The sequence below is a fragment of the Mycolicibacterium tokaiense genome (assembly GCF_010725885.1).
GTDB classification, from domain to species: Bacteria; Actinomycetota; Actinomycetes; order Mycobacteriales; family Mycobacteriaceae; genus Mycobacterium; species Mycobacterium tokaiense.
In genome coordinates this window covers 6,128,658-6,148,865 of the sequence record NZ_AP022600.1, presented here as the reverse complement: position 1 = coordinate 6,148,865, position 20,208 = coordinate 6,128,658, and the positions used below count along the sequence as shown (strand labels likewise).

The following is a 20,208-nucleotide window of genomic DNA, read 5'->3' as shown; positions in this document are numbered from 1 at the left end:
CGCCTGCCGCTCGATACTCTGGAGGCGCCTAACCGGGCGTTTTGAGGGCACCAGTACTCAGGAGATTCCCATCAGCAGTTTCGCCGACAAGACCTTCACGCCCCCGGCGCAGATCCGCAACTTCAGCATCATCGCCCACATCGACCACGGGAAATCGACGCTGGCGGACCGGATGCTGGGGATCACGGGTGTGGTCGCCGACCGTGACATGCGCGCGCAGTACCTCGACCGGATGGACATCGAACGCGAGCGCGGCATCACGATCAAAGCGCAGAACGTCCGGTTGCCGTGGTCGGTCACCAGCGAGGATGGCTCCGTCGAGCAGTACGTGCTGCACCTGATCGACACTCCGGGCCACGTCGACTTCACCTACGAGGTGTCCCGCGCGCTGGAGGCCTGTGAGGGTGCCGTGCTGCTGGTGGACGCGGCCCAGGGCATCGAGGCGCAGACGCTGGCCAACCTGTACCTGGCGCTGGACCGGGACCTGACGATCATCCCGGTGCTCAACAAGATCGATCTGCCCGCGGCGGATCCGGAACGCTACGCCGGCGAGATTGCGCACATCATCGGGTGCGAGCCCGACGACGTGCTGCGGGTGTCCGGAAAAACCGGTGCCGGGGTTCCCGAACTCCTGGACGCGGTGGTACGCCAGATCCCGGCTCCGCAGGGCGAGGCCGACGCGCCGGCCCGCGCCATGATCTTCGACTCGGTGTACGACATCTACCGCGGGGTGGTCACCTACGTCCGTGTGGTCGACGGCAAGCTCAACCCGCGCGAGAAGATCAAGATGATGTCCACCGGCGCCACCCACGAGCTGCTCGAGGTGGGCATCGTCTCCCCGGAGCCCAAGGCCACCACCGGGTTGGGTGTCGGTGAGGTCGGCTACCTCATCACCGGCGTGAAGGATGTCCGCCAGTCCAAGGTCGGCGACACCGTGACCACCGCCCGCAACGGCGCCACCGAGGCGCTGACCGGCTACCGCGAGCCCAAGCCGATGGTCTACTCCGGGCTGTATCCGGTGGACGGCTCGGACTACCCGAACCTGCGTGAGGCGCTGGACAAGCTGCAGCTCAACGATGCGGCGCTGACCTACGAGCCGGAGACCTCGGTGGCGCTGGGCTTCGGCTTCCGTTGCGGCTTCCTGGGCCTGCTGCACATGGAGATCACCCGCGAGCGCCTCGAGCGCGAATTCGACCTCGATCTCATCTCCACCTCACCCAACGTCGTCTACCGGGTGGTCACCGAGGGCAAGAACACCCCGGACCAGGCGCTGGTGGTGACCAACCCGTCGGACTGGCCGGAGGGCAAGATCCGCGCGGTGTACGAGCCGGTGGTCAAGGTGACCATCATCGCGCCGAGTGAGTTCATCGGCACCATCATGGAGCTGTGCCAGTCGCGCCGCGGCGAGCTCGGCGGGATGGACTACCTGTCGCCGGAGCGGGTCGAGCTGCGCTACACCATGCCGCTGGGCGAGATCATCTTCGACTTCTTCGACTCGCTGAAGTCACGCACCCGCGGCTACGCCAGCCTGGACTACGAAGAGTCCGGCGAGCAGGAGGCCGATCTGGTCAAGGTCGACATCCTGTTGCAGGGTGAGGCCGTCGACGCGTTCAGTGCCATCGTGCACAAGGACTCGGCCGGCGAGTACGGCAACAAGATGACCACCAAGCTCAAAGAACTCATCCCGCGCCAGCAGTTCGAGGTGCCCATCCAGGCCGCCATCGGCGCGAAGATCATTGCGCGCGAGAACATCCGGGCCATCCGCAAAGACGTGCTGTCCAAGTGCTACGGCGGTGACATCACCCGTAAGCGCAAGCTGCTCGAGAAGCAGAAGGAAGGCAAGAAGCGGATGAAGACCATCGGTCGGGTCGACGTGCCGCAGGAAGCCTTCGTGGCCGCCCTGTCCACCGATTCGTCGGCCGACAAGGGAAAGAAGTAGTGCTCGGCCGCGCCACGCTGGTGTCGCTGGCGGCGGTGGCGCTCGCCGGGTGCACGAATGTGGTTGCGGGAGCGGCGAAGCCGGCCGACGCCGGCGGCGCCGACGGGCCCCGCTCCGGTGACCTGGCCTCGACGTTGATCAGCGTCGAGGAGATCAACGCGATCATGGGTGCCGACGACATCGAGTTGGTGGAGTCCATCGACGAGATGGTCGACCACAGCGGCGACGTCTCGGATCCGGCCTGTCTGGGTGCGCTCTACAACGCCGAGGAGATCATCTACTCGGGCAGCGGATGGACCGAGGTGGCCGACGAGGTGCTGACGCAGCCCAGCGACGACCCGGCGCACTGGGTGGAGCAGACCGCGGTGCGCTTCGAGTCGGCCGAGCAGGCGTCGGCGTTCTACGAGGCCTCCAAGACGCAGTGGCAGGAGTGTGTCGACAACGAGCTGTCGATGTTCGACGGGGACTACGTCTTCACCTGGGTGTTCGAGGAGATGACCGTGTCCGACACCATGATCAGCCAGAACGCCCTGCAACTCGATGCCGACGGCTGGACCTGCCAGCACGCGATGTCGGCGGTGTCGAGCGTCATCGTCGAGGCCTCGGCATGCAGCATGTCGCCCGACGACGAGGCCCAGGCCATCGTCGAGGCGCTGGTCAAGAACGTCGGCTGAACTCAGCCGCCCAGCGCTGAATCATCTTCGCGCAGCGCGCGTTCGACGTTGTCGCGCAGATCCTCCAGCGCCGCCACCTCGTCGTCGCCGTAGGTGCGGGCCGAATCGTCGAGGACGCAGACCGTGCCGACCACGTCGCCGCCGGGACCGTGCACGGCGAGCCCCAGGTAGTTGTGCAGGCCGAACTCCACCTCGTCCTCGTTGCCGGCGAAGGTGGCGTCCGCGCGGGAGTCCTCGACGAACAACGGTGCATCGGTGTTCACCACGCGCTCGCAGTACAGCGGGACACGATCGGTGTCGCCGGCCTTCTTGCCCGCGGCGCCCACGGTGTAGTGCTTGGAGGCCTCACCCGCGGTGGCGGCCACCACCATCGAGTCGGGTTCCGACCGCATCACCAGAACGGACTTCACCCCGAGTTTCGCGGCGATGGCGTCCAGGTCTGCGGACAGGCCGCGCAGTCCGGCGGTGGTGTCGGTGGCGGGCGTCTGCTCATCGGTCATGCCCTCGATCGTGCTGCCCGCCGGGCAGTCACGCAAGTGATGAATTCACATGGGGGCGTTGGCGGGCTGGAACGTGCCCGAGGCGTCGGCCTCCTCCTCGGCGCGGATCACGTGCACCACGGCGTTGATCAGCGCGAGGTGGGTGAACGCCTGCGGGAAGTTGCCCAGGTGCCGGCCGGTCCGGGGTTCGATCTCCTCGGCGTAGAGGTGCAGCGGGCTGGCGAAGCTCAGCAGCCGCTCACACAGATGCCGGGCCCGGTGGATCTCACCGATCTCCACCAGCGCGGACACCAGCCAGAACGAGCAGATGGTGAACGCCCCCTCCTCGCCGGACAGGCCGTCGTCGGTCTCCTCGACGCGGTAGCGCAGCACCAGGCCGTCCTCGGTGAGCTCGTCGGCGATCGCCAGCACCGTCGCGCGGATCCGCGGGTCGTCCGGTGGCAGGAAACGGGTCAGCACCGCCAACAGCAGTGAGGCGTCCAGCGCGTCGTCGCCGTAGCGCTGGGTCAGCACGCCGCGCGAGTCCACGCCGCGGGCCAGGATGTCGGCCTTGATCTCCTCGGCGATGACGCGCCACTGCTGGGCGTAGCTGCGCTCACCCTCGAGTTCGGCGAGTTTGGAGCCGCGGTCCAGCGCCACCCAGCACATGATCTTGCTGGAGGTGAAGTGCTGGGGTTCGCCACGCACCTCCCAGATGCCGCGGTCGGGTTCCTTCCAGTGCTTGATGGCCTCTTCCACCTGGTTCTTGAGCACCGGCCACAGGCTCTCGGGGATCTGCTCGCGGGACTTGGTGTGCAGGTACACCGAATCGAGCATCGTGCCCCAGATGTCGTGCTGCATCTGGCTGTACGCGCCGTTGCCGATCCGCACGGGTCGCGCGTTGTCGTAGCCCGACAGGTGGTTCAGCTCGGCCTCTTCGAGGCTGCGTTCGCCGCCCACCCCGTACATCACCTGCAAAGGGTGGCGCTCGCCGTTGTTGGCGCCGGACACGTCGGCGATGAAGGCGAAGAAGTCGTCGGCCTCGCGGTCCAGGCCCAGGGTGTAGAGGCCCCACAGCGCGAACGTCGAATCGCGCACCCAGGCGTAGCGGTAGTCCCAGTTGCGCTCACCCTGCGGGGTCTCGGGCAGCGACGTCGTGCTGGCCGCCAGCAGGGCACCGGTGGGGGAGTACGTCAGCCCCTTCAGGGTCAGCGCGCTGCGCTGCAGATAGGAGCGCCACGGGTGGTCGGGGAAATCGCCGATGTTGATCCACTGCCGCCACATCTCGCTGGTCTGCCACATCTTGTTGGCAGCTTCCTCGTACGTCTGCGGGGCGGGATGCCCGGACCACGACAGTGCCACGAAGACGTTGTCGCCCTCGGTGAGCCGGGTGCGTGCGCGGGCCTCGTGGCCCTCGAGACCCAATCGCAGATTGGTGGTCAGCCGCAGCGTCGGGTGTGCGTCGGGGTTGCGGCTGGCCCGCGCGATCGCCTCGCCGTAGGCCGGACCGGAGTACTCCCACTTGGACGGGATGCGGTGGTAGTCGAACGACGGCTCGCAGCTCATCACCAGTTCGACCGTGCCGCTGACGCAGCGGACCGTGCGCAGCAGGATGTGTTCGGCGTCCCAGTCCATCGGGGTACGCCGGTGCGTGCGTGAGCGCCGCTCCAGGTCGTGCCAGGGGCCCTGCACCAGCGCCTCGCGGACGATGAGCCAGCCGGTGTGGGTCTGCCAGGTGGTCTCCAGGATCAGGCTGCCGGGCAGGTAGCGGCGTGCCGAGGGCACCGCGACGCCGTAGGGGGCCAGCCGGAAATGCCCGGCACCGCGGTCCAGGATCGCGCCGAACACGCTGGGGGAGTCCGGCCGCGGCACACAGAGCCATTCGATCGAGCCGGCCGAGGACACCAGGCAGGTGTTCTCGCAGTCGGACAGGAAGCCGTAGTCGGCGATGGGCGGAAACGGATTGCGCAACCCGCCCACCGGTGCGTACGGCACCGGCGCCGTCACCGTGAGCGGGGGGTCGACGTACGGGCGCACATCGTCCGCGGCGTTGTCTCCGGTCTCGATGTCGAGGGTCATGCCGCCCATCATCGTGTGCCCACGCCGTCGGCGTCTAGTTGTACCGACGGTGCGTCGTGTTCGGGTATCCGCCCAACCCCAGGCGCTGCACCACCAGCTTGGTCAGGACGTAGAACGTCACGCCGGCAACCGCGAACGCGGGCAGCGACGCAGTGGTGTAGCGGAACACCTCGCTCGGTTCGTACGAAACCGGGTTTAGCACAAGCGAATACGTCACTGCGCCGGCACCTACTGCCGCGAAGGCGGCCGGGTTGACGCCCTTCCAGTAACCGTAGGCGGAAAGGTACGCGGGCAGGAAGAGGTCCCGGACGCTGAGTTGGCGGCGCCGCAGGATGAAGTAGTCGACGATCTGCACCGCACACAGTGGGGCCAGCACGATTGCGCCCCAGGACAGGAAGCGGCCGTAGTTGTCGTAGACGGCGGCAGGGAAGAACACCAGGACGGCCGCGGGCACCAGGATGGTGGCGACCAGCCAGGGCCAGGCCGCGGCCCGAAACACCCGGCCTCCGCCACCCTTGAGGGCGACCATCGAGGCGTATCCCTGCGACAGGATGGCGGCGATGTTGGCCAGGCAGACGATCACCAGGGCCACCACTCCGATCCCGACGCCGGCCAAGGGGATGAACCATTGGGTGGGTTCTTCCACCTGCAGCGACAGCGCCGCCATGGCGCCCACCGCGGCGGCCACCACCGAGGCGCCGAACACGCCCAGCCAGTTCGGCCAGAACGCGGCGCGCGAGCTGCGGGTCAGCCGCGCGAGGTTCCCGAGGTTGGGCCACCAGGCGAAGCCGCCGGCAATGCTCAGTTCGACGGCCAGGACGAAGCTGAGGTGGGGGTCGTCGGTGACGCCGCCCAGCGGGGCAAGCGCGGCCAGTTCGGACCAGCTGTGCTGGGTGAAGACGATGATGATGATGCCGACGAGGATCACCAGCAGCATCGGTGCCAGCACCCGGCACACCGCCTCCACCGAGACCGGCCCGCGGGCCAGGATCAGCGCTGACACCGTGATGGCGGTCAGCGCCAACAGGCTGGCCGCAGCTCCGGCCTGCGAGAGTTCGAGCCCGAAGAGCTGATTGGCCACCACCACCAGGCCGTGGCCGAACATGATCGCCAGGATGGCCGACCACGCCGCCGCCAGCAGCGTCGACATGACGATCATGACCAGCCGGGCCCCGGTCTCACCGAAGGTGCACCGCAGGCCGACGAACTGTTCGATGCCGTACTTCACCGACGGCATGCAGGGGGCCAGCGCCACCGCCAGCACGCTGAGGCCGTAGCCGATGACGATGGTGGCGATCGCCTGCACGAAGCCCACGTAGTAGGCGACGGCCGCTCCCTGCAGGAACGCCCAGGTGGCGATGGCGAGGCCGATGTTCACCGAGGAGTGCTGCCAGAAGCCCCAGATGCGTTCGTGGGGGAGCAGGGGCAGATCGGTGAGGGTGGCGTCCGGGCTGCCGTCGCGGGCGGTGGTCGGGGTGCTTTCGCGGATGCTCTCGGTCATCAGTACGCCCACCACAGGAGCGCGACGATGGTCACGGCCAGGGTCGCGACGGTCAAGATGAGGTCGCGGAGGGGCAGGTCGGCGACGGTCACGGCGCCTGCGTCGGCGCTCTCGATCAGCGTCAGTCGGTCCTTCAATTGCTGCTCGTACGACGGGTTCTCCACAGCGGCTCATTTCTGATTGGCGGGCCAGTTTAGAAAGTGTGTGGCTGACGCCACAGCGTGTCAAGCCCTGGATCCGCTTCACGTTTATTCTTGACTGGCGGGCCAATTAACTACAGACTGGGCCCATGACAGACGAATCTGCCGGCCGCGCGCCCTTGCCGGCGACCGCGACGACAGTGGTGGTCGGCGCCGGTTACGCCGGCCTGACGACCGCTGTCGACCTGCACGATGACGGCGTCGACGTGGTGGTGCTGGAGGCAGCGGACCGGGTGGGTGGACGGGTTCTCTCCGAACGCCTCGACCACGTGTCCGGCCTTGTCATCGATCATGGTGGCCAGTGGGTGGGGCCCACCCAGACCCGACTCCTCGCCGCCGCGCAGCGATTCGGCGTCAGCACTTTCCCGACGTACAACACCGGGGATCACCTGGAGCTGTGGACCGACGGCGTCTGCCGGCCCTTCCGCAATGCCGGACCGGCCGACGGCCCCGGTGTCGCCGCCTACGAGGCCGCCACCGAGCAGATCGATGCGCTGGCGGCGACGATCGACCCCGACCATCCCGGCGCCACAGCGTCCATCGCCGACTGGGACAGCCAGACCGTGCAGACCTACCTGGATCGCGAAGTATCCGACGGGGACGCCCGGACCCGGCTGGCCCTGGCGGTGCAGGGCGTGTGGACAGTCGAGCCGCGCGACATCTCGCTGTTTCACTTCCTCTTCTACGTTGCCTCCGCCGGCGGATTCGACCAGCTGATGGAGACCGAGGGTTGCGCGCAGGAACGCCGCTTCAACGCGGGCGCCCAGGCGATACCGCAGGCGATGGCCGCGTACCTCGGTGACCGTGTGCACACCGATGCCGCCGTGCACCGCATCACCGTGCTCGACGACGGTGGGGTGCTCGTCGACACCGCCCGCGGACAGGTCCGGGCCCGCCGTGTCGTCGTGGCCGCGGCGCCCGGCGCAGCGGTGCGCATCCAGTTCACCCCGCCGCTGCCCCAGGCCCGCAACCGCTGGATGGAACGCAGCCCCATGGGAGACGTGGCCAAGATCCACACCGTGTACGACACCCCGTTCTGGCGGTCCGTCGGCCTCTCCGGCGAGGCCACGGTCTACGGCGATCACTCGGTGGGCGTGGTGTTCGACAATTCGCCCGAGGACGGCCGCCTCGGTGTGCTGGTGTCCTTTGTCTACGCCGATCGCCAGCAGCGCTGGGCGCGCCTGCCGGACGCTCAACGCCGAGCCGATGTACTGGCCACGCTCACCGCCCTGTTCGGTGACCAGGCCGGTGCGCCGCTGCACTACACGGAGAAGAACTGGCCCGACGACCCGTGGGCGCACGGCGGATACGCCGCCAACCCCGCACCCGGAGTGTGGCTGGAGCACGCCGAAACAGGCTGGCGGACCGCCTGCGGACCCCTGCACTGGGCCGGCACCGAGACCTCGCCGGTGTGGAACGGCTACATCGACGGTGCCATCGCCTCGGGCCGGCGCGCTGCCGCGGAGATCCTGGCGGCCCTGCGATGACCGCCGTGGCAAGCCCGTCGCGACCCGATCTGCGCGTGTTCACCGATCCGGCATCGGTGGCCGTGGTCGGAGCCTCGGACGACCCTGCCAAGTGGGGGTACTGGCTGGCCTCCGGTGCGCTGGCCGGCGCGCATCGCCGCGCTGTGCACCTGGTCAACAGCCGCTCGGCCACCGTCCTCGGCAGGGGCTGCGCAGCAAGCATTTCCGAGCTCCCCGAGACTCCCGAACTGGTCGCGCTGTGCGTACCCGCCCACCACGTCGACGACGTGGTGGACGCCGCCCTGGCGCGCGGCACCCGCGGCTTCCTGGGCATCACCGCCGGCATTGCCGACGACACCGCACTGGCCGCCCGCATCACCGCCGCCGGTGCGCGCCTGATCGGCAGCAACAGCCTGGGCATCTACGACGCCACCCACGAACTGCGGCTGATGTGGGGCGCCCCGACCCCCGGGCCGCTGGCGATCGTCTCCCAGAGCGGTCAACTGGGTTCGGAGCTGGTGGCGATCGGCCGCCGGGCCGGGATCGGCATCTCACGATTTTTGTCCATCGGCAACCAGTCCGACGTCACCGCCACCGAACTGCTCGCTGACCTGGCCGACCGTGACGACACCGCCGTCATCGCGCTGTACCTGGAGAGCTTCGCCGGCGGGCAGGCCCTGTTCGAAACCCTGGCCGCACTGCGCGCATCGGGCAAGCCGACGGTACTGCTGACCGTCGGGGCCAGCAACGCCAGCGTCCGACTGGCCCGTACCCACACCGGATCACTCACCGCACCAGTGGATGTCGTTGACGCCGCCTGCCGCGCCGCCGGAGTGGTACGGGTGTCCACCCCCACCGAACTCATCGACGTCGCGCGGGGTTTGCTCGCCGCGTCCCTGCCGCGCGGCCGGCGCATCGCCATCGTGGGTGACAGCGGTGGACAGAGCGGGATCGCGGCCGACGTGGCCGCCGCGGCCGGGCTGACGGTGCCGCAGCTTCCCGAGGCCCTCGCGGAAACACTTGCCGCGCAACTTCCCTCGGGTGCGGCGTGCAGCAACCCGGTGGATCTGGCCGGTGCCGGCGAGCAGGATCTACGCAACTACGCCCGGGTGGTCGAACAGGTGGGCGCCACCGGCGGCGTGGACGCCGTGGTGCTCACCGGATACTTCGGCTGCTATGGCCAGGACACCCCTGCCCTGGCGGGGGCCGAAGCGGCTGTCGCCGAGAAGCTGGGCGTGGCAGGCATTCCTGTGATCGTGCACTCCATGGCGCCGGATTCGGACACCGCACAGGTGCTCTGGCGCAGTGGGGTGCCGGTCTACGGCAGTATCGAAGCGGCAATGCGGGTGCTGGCCCACCTGGCCGCCGCCACCGCAACCCCGCCGGCCGAGGTGCCACCGTGTGACGACACCACCACCATCGGGGCCGGATACTGGGCGGCCCGGACCTGGCTGGGGGAGGCCGGCATCGAATTTCCCCCGGGCGTCCTGGTGCACGACGACGCCGACCTCGCAGCCGGCCTGCGGGAACCGCTGGTGCTCAAGGCCGGGTGGCTGGAACACAAGAGCGAGGCCGGCGGTGTGCACACCCACCTCACCGGTCTGCAGGCCCGCGAGGCGCTCGCCGACATGCGCGCCCGACTCGGCGACGGCGACTACGTGCTCGAGGAACTGGACCGCAGACCCGATGCCGTCGAAGTGCTGGTGGCCGCCCGGCGCGACCCCGACCTGGGGCCCGTGGTGGTGGTCGGCGCCGGCGGCACCGAGACCGAGGTGCACCGCGACATCAGGATGGAATGCGCCCCGGTCACCGCCGCCACCGCCACCGCCATGCTCGAAGCCCTGCGCATCGCACCCCTGCTGCGGGGCTGGCGCGGGCGTGCTCCGGTGGACGTGGCCGCCCTCGCCGACGTGATCGTCACCGTGTCGCGTCTTGTTGCCTCCCACGCGGGCGTCGACGAGATCGAGCTCAACCCCGTCCGCGCCACCGCCACCGGGGCGCTCGCCGTCGATGCGCTGGTCGTAACCCGGTGCAGCCCAACCGGAAAGGTTCTCTCATGACGACCCCCACCCTGCCCGATCTCGCCGCGGAGTTCGCCGGCCGCGTCGCACTGGTCACCGGCGGCGGCTCGGGCATCGGCCGTGCCATCGCGCAACGCTGGGCCCTGGCCGGTGGCGTGGTCGCGGTGCTCGGCCGGCGCCAGGAGGCCCTCGATGAGACCGTGGCACTGATCGCCGACGCCGGCGGACAGGCCGAGGCGCTGGTCTGCGACGTCCGCGACCACGAGGCTGTGTCCGCCGCGGTGGACGGCCTGGCCGCCCGGCACGGGCGCCTGGATGCTCTGGTCAACAATGCCGCGGGCAACTTCGTGGTGCCGTCGGAGGAGCTGTCGCCGGGCGGTTGGAAAGCGGTGACCGACATCGTGCTCAACGGCACCTACTACTGCACCCACGCCGCGGCCCAACACATGCTCGCGGCGGGAAGCGGGACCATCCTCAACATCATCGCCAGTTACGCCTGGCACGGTCATCCCGGCACCGTGCACAGCGCTGCGGCCAAGGGCGGAGTGGTCGCGATGACCCGGACCCTGGCCGTCGAGTGGGGCGCACGCGGTGTGCGGGTGAACTGCCTGGCGCCGGGACCCACCGAGACCGCCGGTGCCGGCGCGGCCCTGTGGGGCGATGCCGAGGCCCGCCGCGAGGTGCTGGCCAGTGTGCCGGCCAACCGATTCGCCGAACCCGCAGAGATCGCGGAGTCGGCGGCGTACCTGCTCGGCGACCGCGCCGGTTACGTCACCGGCGAAGTACTGGTGGCTGACGGCGGCCAGTGGCTCGGCAAACCCGTCTATTCACGCCGCTGAAACCAGCAGGCGCACAACCGCGTTCGAAGGAGCATCCCGATGACTGTCACCACCAACATCCCGGCCTGGCCGCTGTCCGACGAGCAGAAGCAGATCGTCGAACTGTGCCGCGACTTCGCCACCAAGGAGATCCGCCCCCGAGGCCGTGAGGTGGACGAGGCCGACACCGTGACCCCGGTGGACATCTTCGCCAAGGCCGCCGCGGTCGGCATCACCGACTTCATGATCCCCGAGGAGTACGGCGGCGGCGGTTTCACCGACGTCTTCACCCAGTGCCTCGTTCAGGAGGAATTGTGCTGGGGGGACCCGGGCATCGGAAACCTGGTGTGCTCCAACGGGTTCTTCTCCGACCCGATCATGGTGCTGGGCACCGAGGAGCAGAAGAAGCGGTGGCTGACCCCGTTGACCGGGCCGGGCGCCATCATGACCTCGCTGGCCACCACCGAACCCGAATCCGGTTCGGACGCCGCGTCCATCGCCACCACCGCCACCCGCGTCGAGGGTGGCTACCGCCTCAACGGCCAGAAGGCGTGGATCTCCAATGCCGGCGCCGCCCAGTCCTATGTGGTCTTCGCCAAGACCGATCCCTCCAAGCGGTCCGCGGGTATCTCGGCCTTCCTGGTGGACAGGGACACCGACGGACTGAGCTTCGGCGAGCCCATGAAGAAGATGGGACAGCGGGCCATCGTGTGCCGCGAGATCTTCCTCGACAGCGTGTTCGTGCCCGAGGAGGACCGGCTGGGCGACGAGGGGCAGGGTTTCTACGGGCTGATGGGCACCTTCGACATCTCCCGGGTGGTGCTCGGCGCGGCCGCGGTGGGTGCCGCCCGCGCCGCTTACGAGTACGCCCACGAGTACGCCAAGACCCGCAAGCAGTTCGGCGTGCCGATCATCGATCATCAGGCGGTGGCCTTCCGGCTGGCCGAGATGGCCACCAGGATCGAAGCCGCCCGCCTGCTGGTGTTGCACGCGGCGCGCCTGATCGACAGTGGGGTGCAGGCACGCGGTATCGCCGCGATGGCCAAACTGACCGCCTCCGAGACCGCCATGTTCGTCACGCATGCCGCGGTGCAGACCCTCGGCGGGTGGGGCTACTCGAGGGAGTATCCCGTGGAGCAGTGGATGCGCGACGCCAAGTTGGAGGAGATCGAGGAAGGCACCTCCGACATCATGCGTCTGGTGATCTCCCGCAATCTGGGCTGAGGTTTGATCGGGCGGCCAGTTATCTCACTTGTACCATCGAAGGGTTTGAGCTGTCCGCCCGACTCGGAGGAACCGATGCCGCGCCCCAGTGTGGAAGCCGAGCGCCGGCCACAGATCCTCGCCGCGGCGTGTGAAGTCATCGCCACGGCGGGGATCCCGGCCCTGCGCCTCTCCGACGTCGCCCGCGAAGCGGGAGTCAGTTCCGGCACGGTGCACTACTACTTCGAGACCAAGAAGGAAGTCATCACCGCGGCGTTCGAGTTCAACCTCTCCGATTCCTTGGCGCGGCGCCAGGAGCTGCTCACCTCGGGCAAAGACAGCCTGGCGATCCTGCATGACCTGGTGGAGTCCTACCTGCCCAACGACGAGTTGTCGGTGCGGGCGTGGAAGGTGTGGCTGGCGCTGTGGGCCGAGGGCAGTCGCGATGCGGTATTGCAGGAGATCAACGACCGCCTCTACGGCCAGTGGCGGGACGTGGTCGCCGGGGTGATCGGCGACGCGCAGGCCGCTGGAACGGCGCGGCCCGGCGATGCGCGCGTGCAGGCCAACATGTTGATCGGCATGCTCGACGGGCTGGCGGTGCAGGTGGTCCTGGAATCGCCGAACATGTCCTTGGAGTTGATGCGAACGACGTGCACGACCTTCATCAGCGAGGTCATCGCCGCCTAGCGTCGCGCGAAGTCCGGTGCGTGCTCGGGCAAGGGCCCGATGGCCACGCCGTAGGCGCCGATGCGGGGCAGGATCGGGAAGCGCCGGGCCAGGCGCAGTGCCCGTGGTGGCGCTGCCGGCTCGTCGGTGATGGGCCCGCTGAACGCTCGGGCGATCACGTTGTCGTGCACGAACCGCTGCACCCGCTGGATCAGGGCGGCGGGTAGCCAGCGCCGGGCCTGGACCAGCGCCAGGTGCCGGCGGGACACCGTGCCCGCGCGCAGCGGCCCGGCCAGGATGCGCGCCGCTGCCACCGCGTCCGCCACGGCCAGGTTGATGCCGACACCACCCACCGGGGACATCGCGTGCGCCGCGTCGCCGAGGAACAGGATGCCGTCGGCATACCATCTGCGCAGGCGATTCAGTTGCACGTCAAGCAATTTCACGTCGTCGAAGGACCGGAGCTGATCGGTGCGGTCCGCCAGCCAGGGCACGAGGGCGCCGACCCGCGAGCGCAGCGACTCGATGCCCTCGGCGCGCATCGCCGCATCCGAGCCCTTCTTGATGAGGTAGGCCACCTGGAAGTAGTCGCCGCGATCGATCAGTGCCACCGCCTGACCGTTCTCGAAGCGGCCGTTGAGCCCGTGCGGGTCGCCCTCGATGCGCGGCAGCCGGAACCACCACACATCCATCGGTGCTCCGAAGCTGCGGGGCCGCAGGCCGCAGGCCGAGCGCAACGTCGAGGCCCGGCCGTCGCAGGCCACCGTCAGCGTGGCCGCCATCTGGCGCTCGCGGCCGTCGGCGTCCCGGAACCGCACCCCCCTCACGCGGCCGTCGGCGGAGAGCGGGCCGAGGACTTCCGCGCTGCGCATCAGCCGGAAGGTCGGTTCCCGCTCGGCGGCGCGGGCCAGCATCTCCAGGAAATCCCACTGGGGCACCAGCGCGATGTGCTGGTGATCACCGGGCAGCCTGCGCAGGTCCATCGTCAGGGCGTTGCCGCGGACATCCAGGGCGATCTCGTCGATGAGGCGGTGCGGCACGGTCGCGAAGGCGGAGGCCAGCCCCAGTTCGTCGAGCAGGCGCAGGGTGCTGGCGTGCACGGTGTCGCCGCGGAAGTCGCGCAGGAAGTCGGCGTGTTTCTCCATCACCGTGACCTCGACGCCGGCGCGGGCCAGCAGCAGGCCGAGCATCACCCCTGCCGGGCCTCCGCCGGCGACCAGACAGGTGGTGGATTCGGTAGCACTGTCGGTCGTGCCCACCCCTAGATCGTAGGGTGGTGGGCGTGGGTGGACGATCGCTTTGATGGACGGACTGCTGAGCTGGTGGGACGGCGTCGAATTGTGGCTGACCGGCCTCGGCTTCGTGTTGCAGACCATGGTGGTGATGCCGGTGGTGTTGTTGTTGGCCTACATCGTCGCGGTGGTGCTGGACGCGCTGCTGGGCAACGGGGTTCGGTTGCTGCACCGGCTGCGCAGCGATCAAGGAGGTGACCGGTGAACGGCCTGCCACGCTCACGCGTGACCTTGATTTTGGTGCTGCTGGTGGTGCTGGTGGTCGTCATGTGGCTGGTCACACGCTGACCCGCTCTGGTGACGGCGCGTAACTCTGCTACTCTTCCGCCCATGCGTACGGCGTCCGGCAACAAGGGTGGCCATGTCCTGGCCCTCATTGCCGTGGGTTTTTGTGCCGTCGCTGATGTGTGTTGTTGTCGCTGACCCCACGCCCGTGCGCGGTTGGGTGTCGGTGATGGCTCTCGTTGTGTGCGCTGTAGCCAGAATCTGAACACACGCTTTCCGTTGCGACGGGCCTCCGATCCCCGGCTCCCGTTCCCACGAAAGGCACCTCGAAATGCGCAGAACTCTCCGAACATGGCAGACCGCCGCCGCACTGGCCCTGACCGCCTCCGTGGTGGCGGCGTGTGGTGGTGGCGGCGCCAGCGACGTGGTGGGTGAGGACGGCGGCGCCTCGGACGCCGAGACCACCCTGACGCTGGTGGCCTACGCCGTCCCGGAACCGGGGTGGAGCAAGATCATCCCGGCCTTCGCGGCCACCGACGCGGGCAAGGGCGTCGCCGTCACCACCTCCTACGGCGCCTCGGGCGACCAGTCCCGGGCCGTCGTCGACGGTAAGCCCGCCGACATCGTGAACTTCTCGGTGGAGCCCGACGTCACCCGTCTGGTCAAGGCGGACAAGGTGGCGGCGGACTGGAACGCCGACGCCACCAAGGGTCTGCCGTTCGGGTCGGTGGTGTCGCTGGTGGTCCGAGAGGGCAACCCGAAGAACATCCGCGACTGGGACGATCTGCTGCAGCCCGGCGTCGAGGTGGTCACCCCCAGCCCGCTCAGTTCCGGGTCGGCCAAGTGGAACCTGCTCGCGCCGTATGCCGCCAAGAGCAACGGGGGCCAAAACCCCGAGGCGGGTATCGATTTCGTCAACAAGCTGGTCACCGAGCATGTCAAGACCCGCCCGGGCTCGGGCCGCGAGGCCACCGACGTGTTCCTGCAGGGCACCGGCGACGTGCTGCTCAGCTACGAGAACGAGGCCATCTACGTGGAGCGCCAGGGCAAGCCCGTCGAGCACGTGAACCCGCCGCAGACGTTCAAGATCGAGAACCCGGTGGCCGTGGTCTCCGCCAGCGCGCACCTGGAGCAGGCCACCGCCCTGAAGAACTTCCTCTACACCCCCGAGGGCCAGAAGATCTGGGCCGAAGCCGGCTTCCGCCCCGTCGACCCGGCCGTTGCCGAGCAGTTCGCCGCCGATTTCCCGGAGCCGGAGAAGCTGTGGACCATCTCCGATCTCGGCGGATGGGGTGAGGTGGATCCCGCGCTCTTCGACAAGGACAACGGCACCATCACCAAGATCTACAAGCAGGCCACTGGATGACGCAGACTGCTGCGACCGACGCCCGGCCCGAACTCGATTCGGGCCGGGCGTTCGGTCGTCACGGCAGTACCTCACTGCGGGTGGGTGCTGCGACGTTGTGGCTGTCGGTGATCGTGTTGCTGCCGTTGGCCGCGATCCTGTGGCAGTCGGCCAAGGGCGGCGCGGCGGCGTTCTGGGCGGCGGTCACCTCGCCGTCGGCACTGCGGTCCTTCGAGGTGACGCTGACGGTCTCCATCGGCGTGACCGTCATCAACGGGGTCTTCGGTCTGCTGGTGGCCTGGGTGCTCACCCGTGACGACTTCCCGGGTAAACGACTGGTCGACGCGGTGATCGATCTGCCGTTCGCGCTGCCCACCATCGTCGCGAGTCTGGTGATGCTGGCGCTCTACGGCCCCAACAGCCCGGTGGATCTGCACCTGCAGCACACCAAGTGGGGCATCGGCATCGCGCTGCTGTTCGTGACCTTGCCGTTCGTGGTGCGTTCGGTGCAGCCGGTGCTGCTCGAACTCGATCGGGAGGTCGAAGAGGCCGCAGCCTCGCTGGGCGCGAAGAACATCACCATCCTGAACAAGGTGATCCTGCCTGCCCTGCTGCCCTCGCTGCTGTCTGGTGCGGGCCTGGCGTTTTCGCGCGCCATCGGCGAATTCGGATCGGTGGTCTTGATCGGCGGCGCGGTGCCCGGCGAGACCGAGGTGTCCTCGCAGTGGATCCGCACCCTGATCGAGAACGACGACCGCACCGGCGCGGCCGCGATCTCGATTGTGCTGCTGGCCATCTCGTTCGTGGTGCTGTTCGTGTTGCGCGCCGTCGGCTCGCGGGCCGCACGCCGGGAGGAGCAGGCGCGATGACTCTCTCACCGGCAGTCCGCTATCTGCTGCGTTTCATCGCCATCGCCTACATCGGCATTCTGGTGATCGTGCCGGTGGGCCTGATCCTGTGGCGCACGCTGGAACCGGGCATCGGGGATTTCGTCGGTTCCATCACCACCCCGGCGGCCATTTCCGCCCTGCAGCTCTCGCTGTTGGTGGTCGCCATCGTGGTGCCGCTCAACGTGCTCTTCGGGGTGCCCACTGCGCTGGTGCTCGCGCGCAACAAGTTCCGTGGCAAGAGCGCGTTGCAGGCGATCATCGACCTGCCGTTCGCGGTCTCCCCGGTGGTGGTCGGTGTGGCGCTGATCCTGCTGTGGGGCTCGGCCGGGCTGTTCGGCTTCGTCGAGAACGACTTCGGGCTCAAGATCATCTTCAGCTTCCCGGGCATCGTGCTGGCGAGCATCTTCGTCACCGTGCCCTTCGTGATCCGCGAAGTCGAGCCGGTGCTGCACGAGCTGGGCACCGATCAGGAAGAGGCCTCGGCAACGCTGGGGGCGCAGTGGTGGCAGACCTTCTGGCGGATCACCCTGCCGTCCATCCGCTGGGGCCTGACCTACGGCATCGTGCTGACCATCGCCCGCACCCTGGGGGAGTTCGGCGCCGTCATCATGGTGTCGTCCAATCTGCCCGGGCAGTCGCAGACCTTGACGCTGCTGGTGGCCGACCGGTACAACCGCGCCAATGAGTACGGGGCCTACGCCATCGCGACGGTGTTGATGGCGGTCGCGGTTCTGGTGCTGGTCGTACAGGTGGTCCTCGATGCCCGGCGTTCCCGGACCGAGAAATAGGGAGACCGACAATGACCGACGCGATCACCGTCAGCGGCGCCAACAAGCACTACGGCGACTTCGCCGCGCTCGACAACGTCGACTTCGCGGTCCCGGCCGGGTCGCTGACGGCGCTGCTGGGCCCCAGCGGATCCGGCAAGTCGACGCTGCTGCGGGCCATCGCCGGACTGGACCAGCCCGACACCGGCACCATCTCGATCAACGGCCGAGACGTCACGCGGGTGCCACCGCAGAAGCGCGGCATCGGTTTCGTCTTTCAGCACTATGCGGCGTTCAAGCACCTCAGCGTGCGCGACAACGTGGCTTTCGGGCTCAAGATCCGCAAACGACCCAAGCCGGAGATCAAGGACAAGGTCGACAACCTGCTCGAGGTCGTGGGGCTGGCCGGCTTCCAGAACCGGTACCCCAACCAGCTCTCCGGCGGCCAGCGGCAGCGGATGGCGCTGGCCCGCGCGCTGGCCGTCGATCCGCAGGTGTTGCTGCTCGACGAGCCCTTCGGCGCCTTGGACGCCAAGGTCCGCGAGGATCTGCGGACCTGGCTGCGCCGCCTGCACGACGAGGTGCATGTCACCACCGTGCTGGTGACCCACGACCAGGCCGAGGCACTCGACGTCGCCGACCGCATCGCCGTGCTGAACAAGGGCCGCATCGAGCAGGTGGGCACTCCCACCCAGGTCTATGACGAGCCCGCCAACGAGTTCGTGATGTCGTTCCTGGGTACCGTGTCCTCCCTCAACGGAATCCTGGTGCGGCCGCATGACATTCGGGTGGGCCGCAATCCCGAGATGGCGATCGCGGCCGGGGACGGCACCGCGGAGTCCACCGGGGTGACCAAGGCGGTCGTCGATCGGGTGGTCGTTCTGGGCTTCGAGGTCCGGGTGGAACTGACCAGCGCCACCACCGGCGGTTCGTTCACCGCGCAGATCACCCGCGGTGATGCCGAGGCGCTGGGCCTCAAAGCCGGTGACACGGTGTACGTCCGGGCCACCCGGGTGCCGCAGATCGCAGCCGGCCGGCAGCACGGCGCGGCCGACCGCGAACTCAGCGTGTCGTGAGCTCCGGCGCGGGCGTCTCGACATACGGCGCGGTCTCCGCCCAACCGGGCGGCCGCAGCAGGTAGCCGATCCGGCCACGCCAGGTCTTGGCATGCCATACGTCGCGCATCATGATGGCGAACTCGGCGAAGTTGACCTTGATCGGGTTGTAGGTGTCGATGTTGTGGGTCAGCCCGTAGCGGATGCGCTCCGACTCCTCGACGTAGCTCCCGAACATCCGGTCCCACACGATGAAGATGCCGCCGTAGTTCTTGTCCAGATACGGGTTGTTGGCGCCGTGGTGCACCCGGTGGTGTGACGGGGTGTTGAACACGTATTCGATTGCCGGGTGCAGCTTTCCGATGCGTTCGGTGTGTAACGGGAACTGGAAGAGCAGCACCACGGACTGACTCAGGAAGACCATCCAGACCGGGATTCCGACCAGCACCAGCGGGATGTAGACCACGTTCGTCAGGAAGCGCAGGGGGATCAGGGTGGGCAGCCGTAGCGCAGTGGACATGTTGAAGTGCTGGCTGGAGTGGTGCACGCTGTGTGCGGCCCAGAACAGCCGGACCCGGTGCTGCATGCGGTGTTCGGCGTAGTACGCCAGGTCCGCGCCGACGATCGCCAGCAGCCAGACCCACCAGTCCGAGGCGGACAGCGCCAGCGGTGCGAATGCCGCCGCCAGCAGCAGGAGGGGTAGTTCGATGAATGTCTCGACCAGGTTGCCCACCCGGCCCAGGCCGTAGACCCCCAGGCTGGCGAAGGTGTCCTTGCCGGAAAAACCGGCTTTGGTGCGGGGTTCCGCGGCGCGCCCCTGGCGACGGTCTCGGCGCCGTTCCAGGTGGTCGCCCAGGAACTCGATGCTGAGCAGCAGGACGAATGCTGGTATCGCGTACAGCGCGATGTTGCCGACCCAGTCCATGTGTCAATTCTCCTTCTTGGGCATGCCGGCCAGCTGCCAGCGCAGGGCACGGCCGAACATCTCGCCGTGGACACGATCAGGATCGATGCGCCGCTGCCGGATGAGGCCACTGAAGAGCGCGATGGTGGTGATCGCGAACTCGTCGACCGAGACGGAGTCGTCGACGTTGTTGCGCGCCAACATCTCTGCGAGGATCCCGCGCACCGCCTCGACTGTCCTCGCCGACGAGTCGGCCTCGATCTGCATGAGTTCGGGGTTGCGGACGGCATGCAGCCAGAATTCGGTGCGCAGGACGGCAGCGTCGGTGTCCTTGTCGGCGATGGCGATCAGCATCTCGCCCAGTGCCTGCAGCGGGTCGGCCGATTGTTCGCGGGAGGAGTCGACGATGTGTGCCACTTCGCCGATCTGGTTGACGGCGCGGTCGCTCATCAGTGCCGAGAACAGTTCGTCCTTGTTGGCGAAGTTGGAGTACACCGCGCCGACGGAGAATCCGGCCGCCTCGGCGACCTGGTCCACGGAGGCGGCGGCGTAGCCCTTGCGGGCGAACACCTGGGCTGCTGCATCGAGCAGCTTGCGCCGGGTCAGTTCCTTGCTCTCGGCGCGGGTGAGGCGCCGGGGTGATTGATCACGAGCCATACTTGGATAGTAACCGCTATTCGA

General features: G+C 68.3%; 20 protein-coding genes. 13 read left to right on the top strand and 7 right to left on the bottom strand.

Annotated elements, in window-relative coordinates:
- Positions 1 to 13 precede the first annotated feature (13 nt).
- Together lepA and G6N58_RS29550 are read left to right on the top strand one after the other, a co-directional pair.
- A complete protein-coding gene (lepA, locus tag G6N58_RS29555; RefSeq protein ID WP_115281956.1) occupies positions 14 to 1,939 on the top strand; it encodes a translation elongation factor 4 in 1,926 nt (641 codons plus the stop codon).
- Positions 1,939 to 2,613, top strand: coding sequence for a sensor domain-containing protein (locus G6N58_RS29550; RefSeq protein WP_115280380.1), 675 nt, complete (start codon positions 1,939 to 1,941; stop codon positions 2,611 to 2,613). The genes lepA and G6N58_RS29550 overlap by 1 nt, the downstream gene beginning before the upstream one ends.
- A 2-nt stretch (positions 2,614 to 2,615) precedes the next feature.
- On the opposite strand, the gene G6N58_RS29545 is transcribed toward G6N58_RS29550, so the two are convergent.
- Genes G6N58_RS29545 through G6N58_RS29530 form a run of 4 tightly spaced genes read right to left on the bottom strand, consistent with a single transcriptional unit; the run spans position 2,616 to position 6,836 of the window.
- Positions 2,616 to 3,113 carry a GAF domain-containing protein gene (locus tag G6N58_RS29545; protein WP_115280381.1) on the bottom strand — a complete coding sequence of 166 codons (498 nt, stop codon included), beginning with the start codon at positions 3,111 to 3,113 and terminating at the stop codon, positions 2,616 to 2,618.
- Between the two features lie 45 nt (positions 3,114 to 3,158).
- On the bottom strand, positions 3,159 to 5,171 hold the full coding sequence (locus G6N58_RS29540; protein ID WP_232068053.1) for a glycoside hydrolase family 15 protein: 2,013 nt from the start codon (positions 5,169 to 5,171) through the stop codon (positions 3,159 to 3,161).
- A 34-nt stretch (positions 5,172 to 5,205) separates the two neighbouring features.
- Positions 5,206 to 6,672 (bottom strand): cytosine permease, encoded by a 1,467-nt coding sequence (locus tag G6N58_RS29535; protein ID WP_115281957.1) that lies wholly within the window; start codon positions 6,670 to 6,672, stop codon positions 5,206 to 5,208.
- Complete coding sequence (locus tag G6N58_RS29530; RefSeq protein ID WP_163908541.1) at positions 6,672 to 6,836, bottom strand: hypothetical protein; 165 nt, start codon at positions 6,834 to 6,836, stop codon at positions 6,672 to 6,674. The genes G6N58_RS29535 and G6N58_RS29530 overlap by 1 nt, the downstream gene beginning before the upstream one ends.
- Before the next feature lie 125 nt (positions 6,837 to 6,961).
- Here G6N58_RS29530 and G6N58_RS29525 point away from each other — a divergent pair, with 125 nt between their 5' ends.
- The 5 genes from G6N58_RS29525 to G6N58_RS29505 all read left to right on the top strand — a co-directional run bounded on the left by G6N58_RS29525 (position 6,962) and on the right by G6N58_RS29505 (position 13,070).
- A complete protein-coding gene (locus G6N58_RS29525) occupies positions 6,962 to 8,359 on the top strand; it encodes a flavin monoamine oxidase family protein (RefSeq protein WP_115280382.1) in 1,398 nt (465 codons plus the stop codon).
- A complete protein-coding gene (locus G6N58_RS29520; RefSeq protein ID WP_163908538.1) occupies positions 8,356 to 10,398 on the top strand; it encodes an acetate--CoA ligase family protein in 2,043 nt (680 codons plus the stop codon). Before G6N58_RS29525 ends, G6N58_RS29520 begins: the two co-directional genes overlap by 4 nt.
- Positions 10,395 to 11,198, top strand: coding sequence for an SDR family oxidoreductase (locus G6N58_RS29515; RefSeq protein WP_115280383.1), 804 nt, complete (start codon positions 10,395 to 10,397; stop codon positions 11,196 to 11,198). Before G6N58_RS29520 ends, G6N58_RS29515 begins: the two co-directional genes overlap by 4 nt.
- 39 nt (positions 11,199 to 11,237) lie before the next feature.
- On the top strand, positions 11,238 to 12,401 hold the full coding sequence (locus tag G6N58_RS29510) for an acyl-CoA dehydrogenase family protein (protein ID WP_163908536.1): 1,164 nt from the start codon (positions 11,238 to 11,240) through the stop codon (positions 12,399 to 12,401).
- 75 nt (positions 12,402 to 12,476) lie between these two features.
- The gene (locus tag G6N58_RS29505) at positions 12,477 to 13,070 is read left to right on the top strand and encodes a TetR/AcrR family transcriptional regulator (protein ID WP_115280384.1); all 594 of its coding nucleotides are present in this window, start codon (positions 12,477 to 12,479) and stop codon (positions 13,068 to 13,070) included.
- Here G6N58_RS29505 and G6N58_RS29500 read toward each other — a convergent pair.
- Positions 13,067 to 14,308 carry an FAD-dependent oxidoreductase gene (locus tag G6N58_RS29500; RefSeq protein WP_264038299.1) on the bottom strand — a complete coding sequence of 414 codons (1,242 nt, stop codon included), beginning with the start codon at positions 14,306 to 14,308 and terminating at the stop codon, positions 13,067 to 13,069. The two genes, G6N58_RS29505 and G6N58_RS29500, sit on opposite strands and share 4 nt — an antisense overlap.
- 43 nt (positions 14,309 to 14,351) lie before the next feature.
- Between G6N58_RS29500 and G6N58_RS29495 the strand changes: the two genes are divergently transcribed.
- The 6 genes from G6N58_RS29495 (at position 14,352) to G6N58_RS29475 (ending at position 18,644) form a co-directional block, all read left to right on the top strand.
- Positions 14,352 to 14,546 (top strand): hypothetical protein, encoded by a 195-nt coding sequence (locus tag G6N58_RS29495; protein WP_115280386.1) that lies wholly within the window; start codon positions 14,352 to 14,354, stop codon positions 14,544 to 14,546.
- Positions 14,547 to 14,671: 125 nt separating this feature from the next.
- Positions 14,672 to 14,764: an Ms4533A family Cys-rich leader peptide gene (locus G6N58_RS31280; protein WP_353961419.1), complete on the top strand. Its 93-nt coding sequence runs from the start codon at positions 14,672 to 14,674 to the stop codon at positions 14,762 to 14,764.
- 133 nt (positions 14,765 to 14,897) lie between these two features.
- Positions 14,898 to 15,932, top strand: coding sequence for a sulfate ABC transporter substrate-binding protein (locus G6N58_RS29490; protein WP_115280387.1), 1,035 nt, complete (start codon positions 14,898 to 14,900; stop codon positions 15,930 to 15,932).
- Positions 15,929 to 16,780 carry a sulfate ABC transporter permease subunit CysT gene (gene cysT / locus G6N58_RS29485; protein ID WP_115280388.1) on the top strand — a complete coding sequence of 284 codons (852 nt, stop codon included), beginning with the start codon at positions 15,929 to 15,931 and terminating at the stop codon, positions 16,778 to 16,780. The genes G6N58_RS29490 and cysT overlap by 4 nt, the downstream gene beginning before the upstream one ends.
- Positions 16,777 to 17,589 carry a sulfate ABC transporter permease subunit CysW gene (gene cysW, locus G6N58_RS29480; protein WP_163908534.1) on the top strand — a complete coding sequence of 271 codons (813 nt, stop codon included), beginning with the start codon at positions 16,777 to 16,779 and terminating at the stop codon, positions 17,587 to 17,589. The genes cysT and cysW overlap by 4 nt, the downstream gene beginning before the upstream one ends.
- An 11-nt stretch (positions 17,590 to 17,600) precedes the next feature.
- Positions 17,601 to 18,644: a sulfate/molybdate ABC transporter ATP-binding protein gene (locus G6N58_RS29475; RefSeq protein ID WP_115280389.1), complete on the top strand. Its 1,044-nt coding sequence runs from the start codon at positions 17,601 to 17,603 to the stop codon at positions 18,642 to 18,644.
- On the opposite strand, the gene G6N58_RS29470 is transcribed toward G6N58_RS29475, so the two are convergent.
- A complete protein-coding gene (locus G6N58_RS29470) occupies positions 18,631 to 19,548 on the bottom strand; it encodes a sterol desaturase family protein (RefSeq protein WP_115280390.1) in 918 nt (305 codons plus the stop codon). The genes G6N58_RS29475 and G6N58_RS29470 overlap by 14 nt on opposite strands.
- 3 nt (positions 19,549 to 19,551) lie before the next feature.
- Entirely contained in the window at positions 19,552 to 20,184 is a 633-nt protein-coding gene (locus G6N58_RS29465; RefSeq protein ID WP_115280391.1) for a TetR/AcrR family transcriptional regulator, read from the bottom strand.
- Between the last annotated feature and the right edge of the window lie 24 nt (positions 20,185 to 20,208).

Excerpts from the sequence above, each read along its gene's own strand:
- G6N58_RS29525 (WP_115280382.1), top strand. The coding sequence starts at position 6,962 with ATGACAGACGAATCTGCCGGCCGCGCGCCCTTGCCGGCGACCGCGACG.
- G6N58_RS29505 (WP_115280384.1), top strand. The coding sequence starts at position 12,477 with ATGCCGCGCCCCAGTGTGGAAGCCGAGCGCCGGCCACAGATCCTCGCC.
- G6N58_RS29490 (WP_115280387.1), top strand. The coding sequence starts at position 14,898 with ATGCGCAGAACTCTCCGAACATGGCAGACCGCCGCCGCACTGGCCCTG.
- G6N58_RS29510 (WP_163908536.1), top strand. The coding sequence starts at position 11,238 with ATGACTGTCACCACCAACATCCCGGCCTGGCCGCTGTCCGACGAGCAG.
- G6N58_RS29470 (WP_115280390.1), bottom strand. The coding sequence starts at position 19,548 with ATGGACTGGGTCGGCAACATCGCGCTGTACGCGATACCAGCATTCGTC.
- G6N58_RS31280 (WP_353961419.1), top strand. The coding sequence starts at position 14,672 with ATGCGTACGGCGTCCGGCAACAAGGGTGGCCATGTCCTGGCCCTCATT.
- G6N58_RS29495 (WP_115280386.1), top strand. The coding sequence starts at position 14,352 with ATGGACGGACTGCTGAGCTGGTGGGACGGCGTCGAATTGTGGCTGACC.
- G6N58_RS29535 (WP_115281957.1), bottom strand. The coding sequence starts at position 6,672 with ATGACCGAGAGCATCCGCGAAAGCACCCCGACCACCGCCCGCGACGGC.
- G6N58_RS29545 (WP_115280381.1), bottom strand. The coding sequence starts at position 3,113 with ATGACCGATGAGCAGACGCCCGCCACCGACACCACCGCCGGACTGCGC.
- G6N58_RS29515 (WP_115280383.1), top strand. The coding sequence starts at position 10,395 with ATGACGACCCCCACCCTGCCCGATCTCGCCGCGGAGTTCGCCGGCCGC.
- G6N58_RS29540 (WP_232068053.1), bottom strand. The coding sequence starts at position 5,171 with ATGACCCTCGACATCGAGACCGGAGACAACGCCGCGGACGATGTGCGC.
- G6N58_RS29520 (WP_163908538.1), top strand. The coding sequence starts at position 8,356 with ATGACCGCCGTGGCAAGCCCGTCGCGACCCGATCTGCGCGTGTTCACC.
- G6N58_RS29475 (WP_115280389.1), top strand. The coding sequence starts at position 17,601 with ATGACCGACGCGATCACCGTCAGCGGCGCCAACAAGCACTACGGCGAC.
- cysT (WP_115280388.1), top strand. The coding sequence starts at position 15,929 with ATGACGCAGACTGCTGCGACCGACGCCCGGCCCGAACTCGATTCGGGC.
- cysW (WP_163908534.1), top strand. The coding sequence starts at position 16,777 with ATGACTCTCTCACCGGCAGTCCGCTATCTGCTGCGTTTCATCGCCATC.
- G6N58_RS29465 (WP_115280391.1), bottom strand. The coding sequence starts at position 20,184 with ATGGCTCGTGATCAATCACCCCGGCGCCTCACCCGCGCCGAGAGCAAG.